This is a genomic window from Pedobacter sp. HMWF019 (genome assembly GCF_003061025.1).
Taxonomy (GTDB): Bacteria; Bacteroidota; Bacteroidia; order Sphingobacteriales; family Sphingobacteriaceae; genus Pedobacter.
Genome location: NZ_QAIL01000161.1, coordinates 37,561 through 54,488, shown reverse-complemented (window position 1 = coordinate 54,488; position 16,928 = coordinate 37,561). Strand labels below are relative to the sequence as shown.

The 16,928-nt window shown below is 41.0% G+C and carries 12 protein-coding genes; 11 read left to right on the top strand and 1 reads right to left on the bottom strand.

What is annotated here, in order from left to right; translation table 11 throughout:
* Positions 1–123 precede the first annotated feature (123 nt).
* From DBR11_RS10470 to DBR11_RS10445, 6 genes are all read left to right on the top strand, one after another.
* Entirely contained in the window at positions 124–1,431 is a 1,308-nt protein-coding gene (locus DBR11_RS10470) for a peroxiredoxin (RefSeq protein ID WP_199233811.1), read from the top strand.
* Between the two features lie 24 nt (positions 1,432–1,455).
* Positions 1,456–2,745 carry a peroxiredoxin gene (locus tag DBR11_RS10465; protein ID WP_108552341.1) on the top strand — a complete coding sequence of 430 codons (1,290 nt, stop codon included), beginning with the start codon at positions 1,456–1,458 and terminating at the stop codon, positions 2,743–2,745.
* Positions 2,746–2,769: 24 nt separating this feature from the next.
* A complete protein-coding gene (locus DBR11_RS10460; RefSeq protein ID WP_108552338.1) occupies positions 2,770–3,369 on the top strand; it encodes a YceI family protein in 600 nt (199 codons plus the stop codon).
* Positions 3,370–3,422: 53 nt separating this feature from the next.
* Positions 3,423–4,379 carry a cytochrome-c peroxidase gene (locus DBR11_RS10455; protein ID WP_108552336.1) on the top strand — a complete coding sequence of 319 codons (957 nt, stop codon included), beginning with the start codon at positions 3,423–3,425 and terminating at the stop codon, positions 4,377–4,379.
* Positions 4,380–4,479: 100 nt separating this feature from the next.
* Positions 4,480–7,251, top strand: coding sequence for a TonB-dependent receptor (locus DBR11_RS10450; RefSeq protein WP_108552334.1), 2,772 nt, complete (start codon positions 4,480–4,482; stop codon positions 7,249–7,251).
* A gap of 11 nt (positions 7,252–7,262) precedes the next feature.
* Positions 7,263–8,135 carry a DUF4397 domain-containing protein gene (locus tag DBR11_RS10445; RefSeq protein ID WP_108552332.1) on the top strand — a complete coding sequence of 291 codons (873 nt, stop codon included), beginning with the start codon at positions 7,263–7,265 and terminating at the stop codon, positions 8,133–8,135.
* Positions 8,136–8,143: 8 nt separating this feature from the next.
* Here the strand turns inward: DBR11_RS10445 and DBR11_RS10440 are convergent, their stop codons facing one another.
* Positions 8,144–8,725, bottom strand: coding sequence for a methylated-DNA--[protein]-cysteine S-methyltransferase (locus DBR11_RS10440; protein WP_108552330.1), 582 nt, complete (start codon positions 8,723–8,725; stop codon positions 8,144–8,146).
* Between the two features lie 145 nt (positions 8,726–8,870).
* On the opposite strand from DBR11_RS10440, the gene DBR11_RS10435 reads away from it, so the two are divergent.
* From DBR11_RS10435 to DBR11_RS10405, 5 genes are all read left to right on the top strand, one after another.
* Positions 8,871–9,623: a hypothetical protein gene (locus DBR11_RS10435; RefSeq protein WP_108552328.1), complete on the top strand. Its 753-nt coding sequence runs from the start codon at positions 8,871–8,873 to the stop codon at positions 9,621–9,623.
* Between the two features lie 315 nt (positions 9,624–9,938).
* On the top strand, positions 9,939–12,317 hold the full coding sequence (locus DBR11_RS10425) for an ABC transporter permease (RefSeq protein ID WP_108552323.1): 2,379 nt from the start codon (positions 9,939–9,941) through the stop codon (positions 12,315–12,317).
* Positions 12,318–12,467: 150 nt separating this feature from the next.
* Positions 12,468–13,064 (top strand): thioredoxin fold domain-containing protein, encoded by a 597-nt coding sequence (locus tag DBR11_RS10420; protein ID WP_108552321.1) that lies wholly within the window; start codon positions 12,468–12,470, stop codon positions 13,062–13,064.
* 26 nt (positions 13,065–13,090) lie between these two features.
* Positions 13,091–15,337, top strand: a complete 2,247-nt coding sequence (locus DBR11_RS10415; RefSeq protein ID WP_108552319.1) for a response regulator — start codon at positions 13,091–13,093, stop codon at positions 15,335–15,337.
* Positions 15,338–15,863: 526 nt separating this feature from the next.
* A partial coding sequence (locus DBR11_RS10405) for a two-component regulator propeller domain-containing protein (protein ID WP_199233810.1) occupies positions 15,864–16,928 on the top strand: 1,065 nt, incomplete at its 3' end.

Sequence of the window (16,928 nt, the reverse complement as noted above, 5' to 3'; positions counted from 1 at the left end):
CATTAATTAGTTGATTTATAGAAAAGAAGGGAGCCTCGTTGAAATCTGGGAAATTCTCAACAACGGGAAAATTGCTCAAACCGAGCTATCAAATAGCGTATAAATTAACATTTAATAATTAAGATGATGAAAATTAAAACCTATCCAACCGCAACTAAACTATTCGCAGCCGTATTACTACTGGGTGGTCATACCTTTGCTGCCGGACTTAAACCTTTCCCTAAAGAAGGTATTTGGCGCGGCGAATTTAATGTCAGTGAATCGAAGGTGCCTTTTAACTTCGAATTTAAAGGCAAAGATCCCAAACACGCCGTATTGACACTCTTGAACGGTAGTAGAAGAGATGATTTTCACGTAGACCGAAGAGGAGCAGATTCAATCTATGTGAAAATGAATACCTATGATGCAGCATTGGTTGCTAAAATTGAAGATAATGGCACGCTGACCGGAGAATACCGAAGTCTGGTTCCTGGATTTCGAGGTAATTCACTTCCTTTTGTAGCAGAACCGGGAAAAAGCTATCGTTTCGTTGAACCTGGAAAAGATGTTAAACCCGCTCATGACATATCAGGTAAGTGGGAGATCAAAACCTACACGAAAGAAGCTGTACCTGCGTCCATTGCCTTATTAAAACAAACTGGCAATAAACTCACCGGTGTAATTATGACTGTAGTTGGTGATACCCGGGAGTTGGAAGGCACCGTGCAAGGTAATGAATTTCAATTGTCAGGTTTTACCGGACCAAGCCCTTTTATCATTAAAGGAACCATTAATGACGATAACAGTATTAGTGGTGAGCAGGGATTCGGAATCTATAAGAACCTGAAGTTTGATGGTATCAAGAATGACAAAGTTGAACTTCCTGATCCATACAAACTTACTTTCCTCAAAGAAGGCTACAAAAAACTAGACTTCACTTTCCCGGACCTTAACGGCAAACAAGTATCGTTGAGCGACGATAAGTATAAAGGCAAAGTTGTGATCATAGAGACTATTGGTACCTGGTGCCCAAACTGCACAGATCAAACTGTATTCCTTTCACCCTGGTTTAAAGAAAATCAAAAAAGGGGTGTAGAGGCGATTGCAATAGGTTTTGAGCAAAAAGATGATCTGAATTATGCCAAATATACACTGGGCAAACTCAGAGATAAATATGACATCCAGTATGACATCCTTTTTGGGGGTATTGCGGATAAAAAGGTAGTTGCTGAAAAATTACCTGCGCTCAATAAATTCATCGCGTTTCCAACCACCATTATTATTGATCGTAAAGGAGAAGTTAGAGAAATCTATACGGGCTATACAGGGACTGTAACAGGGAAATATTTTGAAGAGTATAAAGCGAAATTCAATAAAGTACTTGACGAATTGATTGCAGAACCTGTTCCTTCAGTAACGGCTTCTGTTTCATCTGCTACCAAAGGAAAATAAATAAACCTAATCAAACCCAAAAATATGAAAACAAGAATTATAGGGCTGTTATCCCTCGGACTGGTCACACTGGCTTCATTCGCCACCTATGCGGATGACCATGTACCTTTTATTAAACAAGGCATCTGGCGTGGTGTCTTCAGGATCAGTGAGAATGAAGTACCTTTCAACTTTGAGTTGAAAGGTAAAGACCCGGAGCATGCTGTTTTTACATTGATCAATGGGACTCGTCGCGATGATTTCCATGTAGAAAGACTAGGCAAAGACTCTCTGTTTATTAAAATGAACACCTATGATGCTGCACTAGTGGCCAAAATAGAATCTGATGGGAAAATCAGCGGCGAATATCGTAGCCTGGTTCCAGGCCTTCGCGGCAATTCTCTGCCATTTACAGCAGAAGAAGGCAAATCCTATCGTTTTGTTGAACCAGGAAAAGATATTGCACCGGCAGCTGATCTTTCAGGTAAATGGGAATTCAAAGGTTTCTCCAAAGAGGCGGTACCAAATAAAGTAGCGATTTTAAAGCAAACAGGAAATAAACTTACAGGAGTGATCATGCAGGTTACTGGCGACAGCCGGGAATTGGAAGGTACTGTACAAGGTAATGAATTTGTACTATCCGGTTTTACTGGTCCAAGCCCAAAAATCTACAAAGGACACATCAATGAAGATGGTACCATTTCGGGAGAGATTAGCCAGGGAATTTACGATAACCTGAAATTTACAGGAGTTAAAGACGCTAAAGCCGAACTTCCAGATCCCTATCAGCTCACGCATCTAAAAGAGGGTGTTAAAAGATTAGACTTTACCTTCCCAGACCTTAGCGGAAAGCCAGTATCTCTTACTGATGAGAAATATAAAGGTAAAGTGGTGATTGTGGAACTGGTAGGAACCTGGTGTCCGAACTGCACAGACCAGACCGTCTTTCTTGCCCCATGGTTCGATAAGAATAAAGATCGTGGTGTAGAAGCCATTGCCATCGGTTTTGAGCAAAAGGATGACCTTGAATATGGAAAATATGTTTTGGGTAAGCTCCGTGATAAATACAAGGTTAAGTATGATATTCTTTTTGGAGGTCTTGCCGATAAAAGATTGGTTGCAGATAAACTTCCGGCCTTGAATAAATTCATTGCTTATCCAACCACAATTATCATAGACCGTAAGGGAGAAGTTAGAGAAATTTATACGGGATTTACTGGTCAGGTAACCGGAAAATACTATGATGAGTATGCAGCTAAGTTTAACAAAGTTCTAAATGAACTCATTGCTGAACCTGTACCGGATGCTGATTACTTCAACGCACAATCTAAATAAATATAAAATACAGACCACAATTTTATGAAATCAACAAACCTTAAAAACCTCGCAGTTCTTCTGCTTGCAGGTAGTATTTACGCCTTTGCACCCTTCAAGGTAGTTTCCTATAAAGTAGATGGCCAAAGTAGTAAACTCAACTGGCAAGCTAAGAAAGCAACCGGAGAGCACAGCGGCACTATAGCTGTCAGCTCAGGAACACTTAATGTAGAAAATAATGTCTTAAAAGGCGGCAGCTTTGAACTCGACACCAAATCCATTACGGTAACAGATGTAACTGATGCAGAAACCAATGGTAAGCTCCTTGGTCATTTGAAAAGTGATGATTTCTTTGGTGTTGAGAAATACCCCAAAGCTAATTTTGTCATTACTTCTGCTAAACCATTGACAGGCGGACAATATGAAATCAAAGGAAAGCTGACCATCAAAGGTGTAACCAATGAAGTTTCTTTCCCTGCCACAGTTAAGGTAGACAACGCCAAATTGACGGCCAATGCAAAGATCACTGTAGACCGTAGTAAATATGGAATCAAGTTCAGGTCAAAAAGTTTCTTCGAAAACCTGGGTGATAAACTGATCTATGATGATTTCGATCTGAATGTCGCGCTGGTGGCCAATAAGTAACTGAATCTTATAAAGAAGCTGCCCAATGGGCAGCTTCCTTGTTAAAATCTGAGATGAAAGGAAATAAAATAAAAATCTTTACTGTTTTAAGTTTACTGGTCTTCACCATGACAGTTGGTTTTCAGGCAGATGATCCTGCCGAAATCAACAGCAGGGAGAGATTAGGAGAGAAATTGTTTTTTGATCCCATACTTTCTAAAGACCAGAGTATTAGCTGTGCATCCTGCCATAAACCAGAGTTTGCCTTTGCAGATACCTCTGCCGTAAGCCTGGGTGTCGGAGGTACAAAGGGGGCCAGGAATACGCCGACAGTAACCAATCTATCAGGACGTTCCCACTTGTTTTGGGATGGTAGGTCAGCCTCACTGGAAGAGCAGGCCTTGCAACCGATCATTAATCCGGTTGAAATGAACCTTTCTGCTCATGAAGCTCTGGAAAGACTCAACAGCAGTAAACTCTATGTGGAGTTATTTAAAAAGGTATTCAATTCCCTTCCGACTGAAAAAAATATGTTGCAGGCAATTGCTGCCTATGAACGTACCCTGGAAACCTCTAATAGCCCATATGACAGATACATTAACGGCGACGACCATGCCATTTCTCCTGCAGCCGTCCGCGGACGGATGCTGTTTATCGGAAAAGCCAACTGCAATACTTGCCATTCAGGAGAAGATTTTACAGCTGACCGTTTTAAAAGCATTGGCTTATTCAATGGCAAAGAGCTCAATGATGCTGGAAGGTATGAGGTAACTAAAAATGCAGAACATATAGGTGAGTTTAAAATACCGGGCCTCAGAAATGTAGGCGTAACCGCACCGTATATGCACAACGGTATGTTTAAGACCCTGAAAGAGGTAATCAACTATTACAATGCACCAGACGATGTGGTCAAAAATGGTAAAAACAGAGACCTTGCCTTAAGCAAACCTCTTGGTCTTACTAAAGACGAAATCAACGACCTAGAGGCTTTTTTAATTTCTCTGACAGATGATCGGTTTGTGAAAAAATAGCCTCTACAATACTCCAGTAATCGGCTTCATTTATACACGACGATTTACCTGAAAACAGGTGAACAGGAGCCTTTATGTCCAAACCTAAACCAACATATTGATGAAAAAATATATACTCTTTTACCTGCTATTTATACTCTTTATCTCTATAAAGACCTATGCCCAGCCCAGGGCAATTACCGGAACTGTAAGTTCCTCTGCTGATCGACTGCCACTGCCCGGAGTTTCGATCCGCGTAAAAGGGCTGAGCGGTGGCGTAGTCAGCAATACGGATGGTAGTTTTAAAATTACTGTAAAAAATGGAAAATATCTTTTGTTTTCTTATTTGGGTTATGAAACCAAGGAAATTGAAATTGGGGGAAACAGCCAGATCAGTGTAAGTTTAGAGGCATCAAAAGACAACACCCTAAATGAACTGGAAATTGTTGGATCTAGAAACGTAAACCGGACAACACTCAATTCAGCCACCCCTATAGACGTGATTGATCTAAAAAGTTTGCAGGAAACCTCTCCGCAGGTCAGCGTAACCCAGTTGCTGCAATACGTTTCCCCATCGTTTAATTCTTCTGTATCTGGAGGAGGAGATGCTGCCTCTGCCACCTCTACCGCACAACTTAAAGGGCTGGGCGTAGATCAGTTACTGGTTTTGGTTAATGGAAAAAGACGCCATAAGAGTTCCAACATTAGCTGGGGTGGATTGGGTAATGGCGCAACCGGATATGATCTGAACGCTATACCCACTGGATCCATAGAGCGTATTGAGATTCTGAGAGACGGTGCAGCGGCGCAGTATGGCTCAGACGCTATTGCCGGGGTTATTAATATTGTACTTAAAAAAAACACAGATGAATTGTCGCTCACTTCAACGGCTAGTGCCAGACGAAGGGGAGATGGTTTAACCACCAGAACCAGTAGTAATTATGGTGTAAAAATTGGCGATAAAGGCGGATTTCTCAATGTTACTGGTGAATTTGCCACCCAGGCCGTTTCCCTGCCGGTGGGCAATGGTGATGCCGGTCTTTACATTGGTCCAGCCTATGGAGGAGGAGCAAATACAAGAGGATTTGACCAGATTTATACCCGAGAAATTGATGATGCTATTATAGCAGGCAGAGGGATAGACCGACACTATTTTGACCAGCGAGGAAGCACCAATAAAGCTATAGATGGTTTACTTTTCTTTAACGCTTCCATACCTGTAAAGGAAAATGTAGAAATCTATTCATTTGGAGGAATTAGCCACCGCAACTCCCAATTTACTGCAGTATACAGGTTGCCAGGCTGGACGGAGCGGAACAACACTTTTCTTTACCCAGACGGTTTCTTACCAGCTATGGACAATATTATTACAGACAAATCTATTGCAATTGGTTTGAAGGCCAAAGTTCAAAACTGGACGGTAGACTTCTCTAATGTATATGGTAAAAATGGTTTTGGAAATGTGATCAGCAATTCCATGAATGCCAGTTTAGGACAAAAATCACCCCGTAAATTTGATGCCGGAAGCTACAATGCCAGTCAAAATACATCTAGTATAGATTTCTCCAGGTATTTTGATAAAGTATTAAAAGGCTTAAATGTCGCCTTTGGAGGGCAGTATAGAGTAGAAACTTATCAGATCATTGCCGGAGAAGAAGCATCCTATTCCAAAGCTGACCTGAGAACCATCTACCGTGTAGATACCACAACCACAGGTATCCCGTATTATGCTTCGGTTGGAAGTACCCCCTTAAACGGCTTGTCGCCTGGTTCCCAGATCCATGCTGGCTTCAGGCCTTCGAACGAAGTGAATGTGAACCGCTCTATTTCTGCTGGTTATCTGGATGTAGAGTTGAACGTAACCTCTAAATGGCTTGTATCCGGCGCAGTACGCGTAGAACATTCTCAGGATTTTGGAAGTGTATTTACCTATAAATGGGCCACAAGGTATAGCTTTGCTGATTGGCTGGGCATTAGAGGATCCATCAATACCGGCTTCCGGGCGCCAGACCTCGCCCAGTACTATTATACCGAAACTTCCACAACTTTTCAAAATGGGGTTGCTATAGACCAGGTTACCGCAAACAATGTCAATCCAGCCACTAAGGCCCTTGGAATTCCTACATTGGCGCCCGAAAAATCGAAAGGTTATTCAGCTGGTTTTACTTCCAGACCTATTCCAAATGTAGAGTTCACCATCGATGCTTACCAGGTAGACATTAATGACAGGGTAGGGAATACTGGTCGTTTTTCTGCGACTGATCCAAACCTTCCCGCCGATGTCAGAAGTCTTTTTATTCAGACTGGAACCGTTCAGGCCAAGTTCTTTTACAATTCCTTTAGTACCAGAACGCGTGGCATAGAGTTTACCGGGAGTTACCGTTTTTTGTTTGATAATGGTGCTAATGCAGTTTTTCTTGCCGGAGGTAATTTCCTTAAAACGACACTCACCAAAGTAAATACGCCAAAAGGATTAGAGGCTTACAGGTATATCATTTTCGATGAATCTGAAGAAGCACGGGTAACGAGTAATATTCCTTCCCAGAAAATCACTTTACAAGGAACTTATACTTACAGAAAACTCAATCTGTTGCTGCGCACCGTATACTTTGGATCTGTAACCACCGTATCACAGCTTAATGCCAATTTCCCTAAGCCAGATTATTTCTATCAGAAATTCAGCCCGATCTGGGTAACGGATATTTCTGCAGGGTATAAAATTACACCAGCCATACAGGCCACCATAGGCGCCAATAATCTGTTCAATGTACTGGGCGATTACAGTATTCCGGCACCAGGCAGCAATGTTACCCGCTTGCCAGCTCCCGGCGCAACCCAATCCGGAAGTAATGCCGGCATACAGCCATTTGTAAGAGTATCCGCGAAATTTTAATCCAGGAAAACATGAAACTATATACCTTAAAAATCATACAACTTTCTCTACTTGCCATCGCTTTTCTTGGCTGCAAGAAAACAGATTATCTGGACAGCGACAATGCTGACCGGCCACCACTAAGTGCCAAAGTAAAACTGGTCAATGCCTTAAACACTAGTACAGCTATCAATTTCCTGGACTTCACCAGACAGATTAATGGAACCTCTATTGCCCGCAATACGTCCAGTGCAGGCTATGTTGATACTCAGTTTGGTAAAGTACAGTACAATACTACAGAAGGTAGCAATACCACCTATAAATCCTCTTATGTATTTGGTGGAAATGCCAGTTTTGTACAAGAAACTGATAAAGCCTCTTTTTCAGGTCCTAACGGACCAATAGCTACCTATTACCACACCCTTTTTGCCGTTCCAAAATTAAAACCGAGTAAACTCAATCCAGGAAACCGGGACAGTCTGATCCTTGTATACGACGACCTCTCTGCACCAGCTGCTGGTAAAGCCAAAATCCGTTTTGCTAATTTTTCTCCTGATGCTTCCAATGTGGATCTGGCTTATACCGGAGGAGTAGCGGTGTTTAATAAAGTAGCCTATGGCAATTTCGGAGACCAGGTCGTTATCACGTATGATGCGAGTGGTAAGGCACCCGCAACTATTCCTGGGTTAAGCTGGAAAACACTAGGCCCTTTTAAAGAAGTGAATGCCGGGAGTAGTCTGAACCTGGAGGTGAGAGATCATACCAGCCAATCTTTACTTGTTTTAAATGGGAGTGGTCTTAACGGAATTACCCTGGAACAGGGAAAAATCTATACCATATTTATCAGCGGGTTAAAAGGGGGTGCCTCGGCAGCACTTACTGCAACATTGATCAAGCATAACTAGCAGATCGACTAAAATAAACTACCCGCAGGCACTTCTGAATGGCTCCTTTCAAATTTTAGGAGCCATTTTTTCTTATCTATCCCGCCTGCATAGCCTGTCATTGATCCATTACTTCCAATAACCCGGTGACAGGGGATAATAATAGCGAGACGGTTGCGGCCGTTTGTGGAAGCAATTGCGCGGATTGCTTTGGGGTTATTCATCTGATCTGCCTGTTCTTTATATGTACAGGTAGTTCCATAGGGTATTTGTTGCAAGGATTCCCACACCGCACGCGAAAAATCATTACCTGGCGTATGTAAAGGAACGGAAAAAGTTTTGCGTTTTCCTTCAAAATACTCAGCCAGTTCTGTTTCCAGCTGATCTAAATGTACATTTCTTCCAGGCTTCATAACGGCATTCAACAGTTTCTTTAAATCAGTAAATTCCTTTTCGAGCCTGATCCGCCCGGTAAACTCAAGAAAACATATGCCTTCAGTTGTAGCGCCTGCGATCATAGGTCCTAAAGGAGTGGAAATATCTATAGTGTTGATGATCGATATTTCATTGGTGTTATCCGTTATTTCTGATCCGGTTTGCTGCGTTTTCATATAGTATTTTATGTAAAAGTACAGCAATTGGTGATCATTAAAAACCCATTTCTTGCTGATTTGAGTGCCTATGTATTTTCTTGTTTACACAAGAACTTTAGGTTGGAAATTTTGTAGTATTGAGTACACACAAATACAAACCGATATGAAAAAATTACTCATCATCGCTCTGGTTGGTTATGCTCTGAGCGCCCGTTCACAAGTGGACGAATCCAGAAACTTTATTTACCTCAATTCCGATTCTGTAATCTATGCCAGCAAGATCAGGTTAAGGCCGGATTTTCTCAATTCCTGGCAGTTGAAGGCTGATTCGCGCAGGTTTAATACGGACCGGGTTAAATTCTACAACAATGAAGATGGTTTTTTTGCCAATACCCGCAAGCTGAATTATGGTAGTTATGGATCCTTTTCAGAGCGGATAGCACAGGGGAGAATCAATCTTTATCAGCAGATCAATTATGACCCCTTGATCTATGACCGTTATTCCAGGTTTAGGCGTGGGAGAGCTACTGCTGCTGATGTTAGCCTGTATTACAATAAAGGATATCAGGACTTGAAAAATGTAAACTACAGAAATCTGAAAGATGACATGGCTGACAATGCAGAAAGTATAGCTCTTTTGAATGTTTACAGGAAAAAGACCAATACTGGTACGTTATTGTACGCTACGGCAGGAGCATCGATTCTTGCGGGGCTCATTACTTTTGTAACCAGAGGACATGAGGTTACTTCGGAGCCTGGCTTTGGTGGACATAATATTCCTACGTATAAAGGACCTAATTTAACCTCCAGCTTTTTATTGCTGGGTGTCGGTTTGGGTTTTGCTGCTGGTGGGTTTTATGTTAACCGGTCTGGTTCAAGGTATTTGGAAAGGGCTGTGAATACTTATAATCAATAGTTTATTTTGGGGGAAAATATGTTTTCTGAGCTCTCAGAACCTTGCGCGAAGAGCTTCAGGTTCTGAGGTTCGCTCATGAAAACATATTTTCTTGGGTGCAGACTGGTATGGTGCAGACTGGTATGGTTTAGATTAGATTGGGTGTAGGTCGATATGGTGTGTTGGATGTTAATCTCCTCAAAGTTATTTGTTCGGTGGTGGACAGGAACTGTTCGATAATGAACAATGAGTTTTTCAAATGAGCTTTTCTTTGATTTTAAAGGCCTATTTTTGTAAATGGCATATAATTGGCCATCCCTATGAAAATTGATTCTTATGTTTTTCATCAACTTAAAAATTGCCATACGTAACCTTGTAAAGAATAAAGGGTTTTCATTAATTAACATTGGTGGACTGGCCATTGGGATGGCTTGCTGCTTATTATTGTTACTTTACGTAAGTTACGAGTGGGGTTATGACAGACACTTTAAAGATATTGACCGGATTTATATTAGCCGGTTAAATATTGATATCAATGGAAAACTGGCTACAACTGTTGCAACACCCAATAAACTTGCTGCTGAAGCGCAGCAAACCTTGCCGGGAGTAGAGCAGACGAGCCGGATGGCAATGGGTAGGGATGATGCCAGATTATTTAGCTATCAGCAGCAAAACTATAAACTGGATGCGAAAAGTGTAGACCCATCTTTTCTTCAGATTTTTGAGCAGAAGTTCATCTACGGGAACGCAGGTACAGCTTTAAGCACGCCCAACTCCGTATTGATCACTAAATCTACAGCCCGGAAGTTATTTGGAAATAGTAATCCTATTGGTCAGACTTTAAAATATGACAATAGAAAATGGTTAAAGGTGACTGCAGTGGTTGAAGATCTTCCCAAAAATCAGAGCATACAATATGATGCATTGCTGAGCTGGGCATTTTTTGATCAGGAGCATCCGGATGATAAAGAGAATGGCTGGGGTGCTATCACTTGTTTTACTTTTTTTAAGCTTAAAGACAAAAGCCAGTTTGCATCTTTAGATGCTTCTGTGAGGAAGATGATTAAGAGTCATGATGCGAAAACACAACTTGAAGCTTTTCTGTTCCCTTACAGTAAGTTTCATCTATATAATGAGTTTGTGAACGGTAAACCTGCTGGTGGACGAATTGATCAGGTTAAGTTGTTTCTATTCCTTGCTTTTTGTGTGCTTCTTATTGCGACAATCAATTATATGAATCTTTCTACAGCCCGTTCTGAGAAAAGAGCACGTGAGGTTGGAGTTCGAAAAGCCTTAGGTTCTACTCGTAGAAGCCTGATGAGTCAATTTATGATAGAATCGATGTTGTTCTCTTTAATTGCTATGTTCATTGCCTTTGGACTTTTGGAACTGTGCCTGCCTTATTTTAATAATCTGCTGGAAATCTCTATGCAAATAGATTATAGTTCCTACTTATTCTGGATCATCATTTCTATTTTGGTATTGCTGACTGGTTTTTTAGCAGGAAGTTATCCGGCTTTCTATTTATCGTCATTTATTCCTGTAAAGGTTCTAAAAGGATCTACAGGAACAGGGGGATCTTCCTTGCCGGTACGTAAAACATTGGTCGTGCTGCAATTTAGCTTGTCTATCTGCATGATTGTTTGCGCAATTATTGTTTATACCCAAATTCAGTTTATGAGGAACCAGCCTTTGGGCTTTTCTCAGGATAATCTGGTCCAAATGGATTTGGAGGGAGCACTTAAAGATGCCAAGAAGCTGGAGCTTTTTAAAGCTGAACTGGTTAAATCAGGAGCAGTGCTTTCCTCTTCCGAATTTGCACAATCCTTTACCGAAAATGGTTCTATCACAGGGGGCTTAAGCTGGCCGGGAAAGGCGGCTAATGACCGATCGGTCATTGACTTCAGGAGCATAGGGTTTAATTTTAGCAAAACAATAGGAGCTCAAATCGTTAAGGGAAGAGACTTCTCACCGAAATTTGTTGCTGATACGGCTACATCTGTTCTTGTTAATGAAGCACTGGCAGAGGTGATGGGTATTAAAGATCCTGTTGGAACGGTCCTTCGCTGGAGTGATAATCCGCCGTTAACAATTGTTGGGGTTATTAAAAATTATTCCAATGAGCGGCTCGGCGTTAAAACACTTCCAACTTTCTTCTTCTATAATGTAGGTATGAGTAAAGTTTTGTTAATGAAGTTAAATCCTGAACAAAGTGCGGGCACTTCTGTTGGTTTAATTAAACAGATCAGTCAAAAGTTTAATTCCGCATATCCGTTGCAGCTGACTTTTATTAATCAGGATATATCTGATAAACTAAAGCTTGAACGTCGTTTAAGTATATTATCCAATTTCTTTGGCGGATTTGCAATTTTTATTTCTTGCCTGGGTCTGCTTGGTCTTGCTCTCTATATGGCGGAACAACGGAAAAAAGAAATTAGCATCAGGAAAGTACTAGGAGCCGATTTGAAAAGTATTTTGATTCTACTGAATAAAGATTTTATCAAATTGGTGTTGTTATCCAATTTGATTGCATTTCCTGTTGCCTATATCTGCATAAACAGTTGGTTGAAGAGTTACGATTACAAGGTAATGATTGGTCCGGGCCCTTTTATTGTTGCAGGAATGATTTCTTTGCTCATTGCCTTGATAACAGTCAGCTTGCAAAGCTTTAAAGTGGCTAAGGCAAATGCTGTCGACGCACTGAAATACGAGTAGATAGTCGTTTCTTTTTCCATCTTGAAGCTCATTGGGCAAGAGGGTAAAATGTTATTATGAAGTTTTATTTGCAGTCTATTGTCATAACAATACAGTTGGTGTTGTGTAAGTATCTATTTATATATATTTTGGCTGCCTGTAAAGTATTTCATGAGAAAAATCCTAGTTATATTTTGGTTAATGCTCTTGCTTTCTGCCATTGGGGCGCTGTTTTGGTACAACGATTGGGTATACCAGTTGCCTACACCTGTTCCAAAGAACTATAAGGCCATTGGTGTTGGCCAATTGATCGCATTAAAAGAACCTTTAGGAGTCGGGTATGAAAAACCTGTTTTCCTTCACTTTTTTAATCCGGATTGTCCGTGTTCGCGGTTTAATATGAAACATTTTAAATCACTGGTTCAGCAATATGCAAATCAGGTGGATTTCAGAGTGGTGGTATTAAGTTCAAAATCTTTTACCCCAGAAAGCATTCAGGGCAAATTTGGATTTCATATCCCTGTTTTATTTGACCAGTCTCTTGCTAAAGTCTGTGGTGTATATTCTACGCCCCAGGCTGTCTTGTTAGACAAGTCGCATCATTTATATTACCGGGGGAACTATAACAGCAGTCGCTATTGCACGGATGAGAAGACCAGCTATGCAAAGATTGCATTGAATGGTTTGCTGAAAGAACAAACTCATTTGGTTTTTAGCGATCTGGCGCTTAAATCCTATGGCTGTACTGTACCAGATTGCAAAAACTAATTGATTTCTTAATCTAATATCTAACGATGATGTTGAACCATCAGCTAACCGCCTCCGATAACCCTACACGTTTACTCTTTTTTGGCGTTAAAGAAAGATCAGACCGTTTAATGAACTACTTTCTGGGACTTTATTTCGTATTAGGACTGGTGTTTGCTATATTTTATGATACCTGGCTTATTGCCTTTGGAGTAGGGGGGCTTTCACTGCTTGCCTATTATTCTGTTAAAATTATGTTACCCACATCTGATCTTTATCAGTACGTCTTAAGTGCAGTACTTGGCATTTTTATGGCCCAGTTTATCTATCAGATGCATGGGCTTTTTGAGATGCACTTTTTCGCGTTTATTGGCAGTACGTTGCTGATCACTTATGAGAAATGGAAGCTGCAGATCCCAATTTTGGTCGTAGTGCTGGTCCATCATGCCATTTTCGGCTATCTGCAAAATAGCGGCGTCAGCGATGTTTATTTTACCCGTCTGGATTATTTTGATCTTCAGACTTTTACGATACATATATTGCTGGCAGCTATGATCTTTTTTATTTGTGGATTATGGGCTTATTTGCTTAAGGAGTATAATGAGAAGCATATTTTGCAAACGCTGGAGGTGGCTGAACTGCAAAAAGAAGCTCAATTATCCTTGGTAAGGAAACAGAATGAGGAGGTACTGGAGAAAGCCAATGAGCAGCTCCGAGCCTCGAATCTGGAGTTGGAGAAAGCGAAGCAGGAAGCTGATCGCGCAAACCAGGCTAAAAGTGTCTTTCTGGCCACTATGAGTCATGAGATCCGTACACCAATGAATGGTGTGATTGGAATGGCAGCACTGTTGAAGGAAAGTAACCTGACGGAGGAACAGCGTATGTTTGCAGATGTGATCTCGAATTGTGGTGATACACTTCTTAATGTGATTAATGATATTCTGGACTTTTCTAAAATAGAATCCGGCCATCTGGAACTGGAACAAGAAGATTTCAATTTGCGGCAGTGTATTGAAGATGTACTTGATATATTTGGGGTTAAATCTGCTGAACTTCAGTTGGATTTGGTTTATCATATAGAAGAAGATGTGCCTTTACAGATTGTTGGCGATCAACTGCGGCTGAGACAAATATTAATCAATCTGGTTGGTAACGCTATGAAGTTTACTGAACAAGGGGAGGTTTGTGTTGATGTTTCTGCAGGGAATATTTTAGAGGATGGAAGACTAGAGTTGAAATTTGAAGTGCGGGATACCGGTATCGGCATTGCAGCGGATAAACTGGATAGACTATTCAGGGCTTTTTCACAGGTGGATTCTTCTACAACCCGTAAATATGGAGGGACCGGTCTGGGACTGGCCATTTCTGAAAAGCTTGTCCGGTTGATGGGCGGAGAAATTCGTGTAGCAAGTGAGCCGGACCATGGATCTACGTTTTCATTTATGGTAATGACCCGAAAAGGAACTAAGGTGTTGAAGCCTTATGAGAATTATAGCATGAGCGAACAGATTGGCAAAAAGGTGATGATCGTTGACGATAATGTAACGAACCTGACCATTTTAAAAAAGCAGTTTGAATATTGGAAATTGCAGCCGGTTTTGGCCAGTTCAGGGAAACAGGCTTTGTCTATTTTATCTGCTGATCCTTCGATTGATTTGGTGATCACCGATATGCAGATGCCAGGCATGGATGGTGTCATGCTGGCCAGGCAGATCAAAGATATATATCCATTGATACCTATATTGTTACTGAGTTCTATTGGAGAAGAGCTTGAAGAGAATCAACGGGGACTTTTTGTTTCTGTGATGACTAAGCCTATTCGCCAGCATATCCTCAGTAAACAGGTTTTGAATGCGCTTCAACCCAGAGAACTTGTACGGATGGAAGATCAAGTCATCCGTAAAAAGTTATCTCCTGATTTTTCACTGAGATACCCTTGTGTACTACTTGTGGCCGAAGATAATTTAATGAATCAGCGGGTGATTTCTAATATTCTTCAGAAGTTGGGCTATATGCCTGATTTGGTGAAAAATGGGCAGGAAGCTCTGGAGGCTGTTCATGGGAAGGATTATGGTCTGGTGTTGATGGATATGCAGATGCCGGTGATGGATGGATTGGAAGCAACCCGTTTGATTCGGAAAACGTTGGTTAAACAACCTGTGATTATCGCGTTAACAGCCAACATTCTTGAAGGTGATGAGCAACTTTGTCTGGATGCTGGAATGGATGATTATATTGGTAAGCCTATCCGGTTGGAAGATCTGATGGGGAAACTTGAAAAGTGGTGCAGTTGAGTTTTGAAAATTAGATTTATGGTCTCTCTGGACCTTGCAGCTTCTGAGGTTCCACCATTAAATCCAATTTTCCTGGGTGCAGACCGGGTAGGGTGGAAATAAATTTCTATAATTTTTAATTAGCAAGTTTTTGTATGAAAATTTGCAGATTTGCCACCTGGGGTATATCTCCTTTGGTGTTGGGTATTCGATGATCCGGTCTTTTAGCGCCGATTGTTCGGTAAAAGTACCTGTTTGCCTAAGTTACGGCGCAGAAGCGGCGGAAAAGCTACGAACCAAGACGAAGGCAGGTATGAAACGTACCATTTATGTAGATGTAATCTTAATGACTGTTTTTTTAAACGTATTTTTTACATTTAAAAAAAAATGACTACTTTTTGCCTCTCTAATTAACCGAATTTCTGAACTGCCAACTTCTATATATACTAATGAACTTTTCTATCCATAATGAGTGGTTGCAGGTGCATCCCGAAGTAGATCATTATATGGTCAGTATAAAGCGTATTAGTTATTAATATAGATGAGAATGAGGTTGCAGCTTTTTCTGTTGTTTTTTTGTTATTCCATATCGCTGTTTGGGCAAGCAAAAAAAGCGAGGTATTTATCCTTGCAGGAAGGATTGTCGAGTCAGCAGGTGCTTGATGTTGTACATGATAAATACGGCTTTGTCTGGATTGCGACTGAAATGGGACTGAACCGGTTTTCTAGCAACTCATTTAAGTCTTATTTCAAATCAGAAAAAACGGATGGGCTTTCGGTTAATAGTAATGAAATCAATACACTTTTTTACGACAATGATCAACTTTATATCGGCACACGCGCGAACGGACTGAATGTGCTTGATATGAAGACCAACAGGTTTTCATATTATCTTCATGATCCTAACGACAGAGAATCTATTGCAACAAATGATATCACAGATATCATCAGGGGTAAAAGTGGAAAATTATGGCTGGCAACCTATCATCAGGGCGTACAACGTTTTGACCTGTTAAAGAAGAGATTTGAGCATTTCAATAAAAAAAATATTCCTTCTCTGCCCGAAAACAGCATCTGGACACTTGCTGAAGATCAACAAGGACTTCTCTATATTGGTCATGTTAATAAGGGTCTATCTATATTTAATACCGGTACCCGTAGCGTTGATTTGCTTAATGTGGAAAATACACGGGGTCTAATACCAGACAATGAAGTAAAGTCTCTGTTTTGCGATAGTAAAAACAATATCTGGATCGGGACGCGAAAAGGACTGGCGATCTACAATCCACTTACAAAGAGGGTCAGGTCCATCAATCTTGCTAATCGGACTAAAAACAGCGTTGAACCCTTCGTTTATTCGATAAAGGAAATCAAAGGGGCTATCTGGATAGGTGCTGAATCTTCGCAGCTGTTCATCCTCCAGCCTTTGTATAGCACCGATGGTGATCTTCAACAGATCCAGACGGTTAGTCCCTTTTACCTGAATACAGGCAACAGCTCCTCGGTGCAAAATATAGACCTGGACGATTTCGGGAATGTTTGGCTGGGCCTTTATAGTGGAGGAATAGCTTTTTTTGGACATTTAGATCCATTTTTCTCCGTTTTCCCACCA

Excerpts from the sequence above, each read along its gene's own strand:
- DBR11_RS10470 (WP_199233811.1), top strand. The coding sequence starts at position 124 with ATGATGAAAATTAAAACCTATCCAACCGCAACTAAACTATTCGCAGCC.
- DBR11_RS10465 (WP_108552341.1), top strand. The coding sequence starts at position 1,456 with ATGAAAACAAGAATTATAGGGCTGTTATCCCTCGGACTGGTCACACTG.
- DBR11_RS10460 (WP_108552338.1), top strand. The coding sequence starts at position 2,770 with ATGAAATCAACAAACCTTAAAAACCTCGCAGTTCTTCTGCTTGCAGGT.
- DBR11_RS10455 (WP_108552336.1), top strand. The coding sequence starts at position 3,423 with ATGAAAGGAAATAAAATAAAAATCTTTACTGTTTTAAGTTTACTGGTC.
- DBR11_RS10450 (WP_108552334.1), top strand. The coding sequence starts at position 4,480 with ATGAAAAAATATATACTCTTTTACCTGCTATTTATACTCTTTATCTCT.
- DBR11_RS10445 (WP_108552332.1), top strand. The coding sequence starts at position 7,263 with ATGAAACTATATACCTTAAAAATCATACAACTTTCTCTACTTGCCATC.
- DBR11_RS10440 (WP_108552330.1), bottom strand. The coding sequence starts at position 8,725 with ATGAAAACGCAGCAAACCGGATCAGAAATAACGGATAACACCAATGAA.
- DBR11_RS10435 (WP_108552328.1), top strand. The coding sequence starts at position 8,871 with ATGAAAAAATTACTCATCATCGCTCTGGTTGGTTATGCTCTGAGCGCC.
- DBR11_RS10425 (WP_108552323.1), top strand. The coding sequence starts at position 9,939 with ATGTTTTTCATCAACTTAAAAATTGCCATACGTAACCTTGTAAAGAAT.
- DBR11_RS10420 (WP_108552321.1), top strand. The coding sequence starts at position 12,468 with ATGAGAAAAATCCTAGTTATATTTTGGTTAATGCTCTTGCTTTCTGCC.
- DBR11_RS10415 (WP_108552319.1), top strand. The coding sequence starts at position 13,091 with ATGATGTTGAACCATCAGCTAACCGCCTCCGATAACCCTACACGTTTA.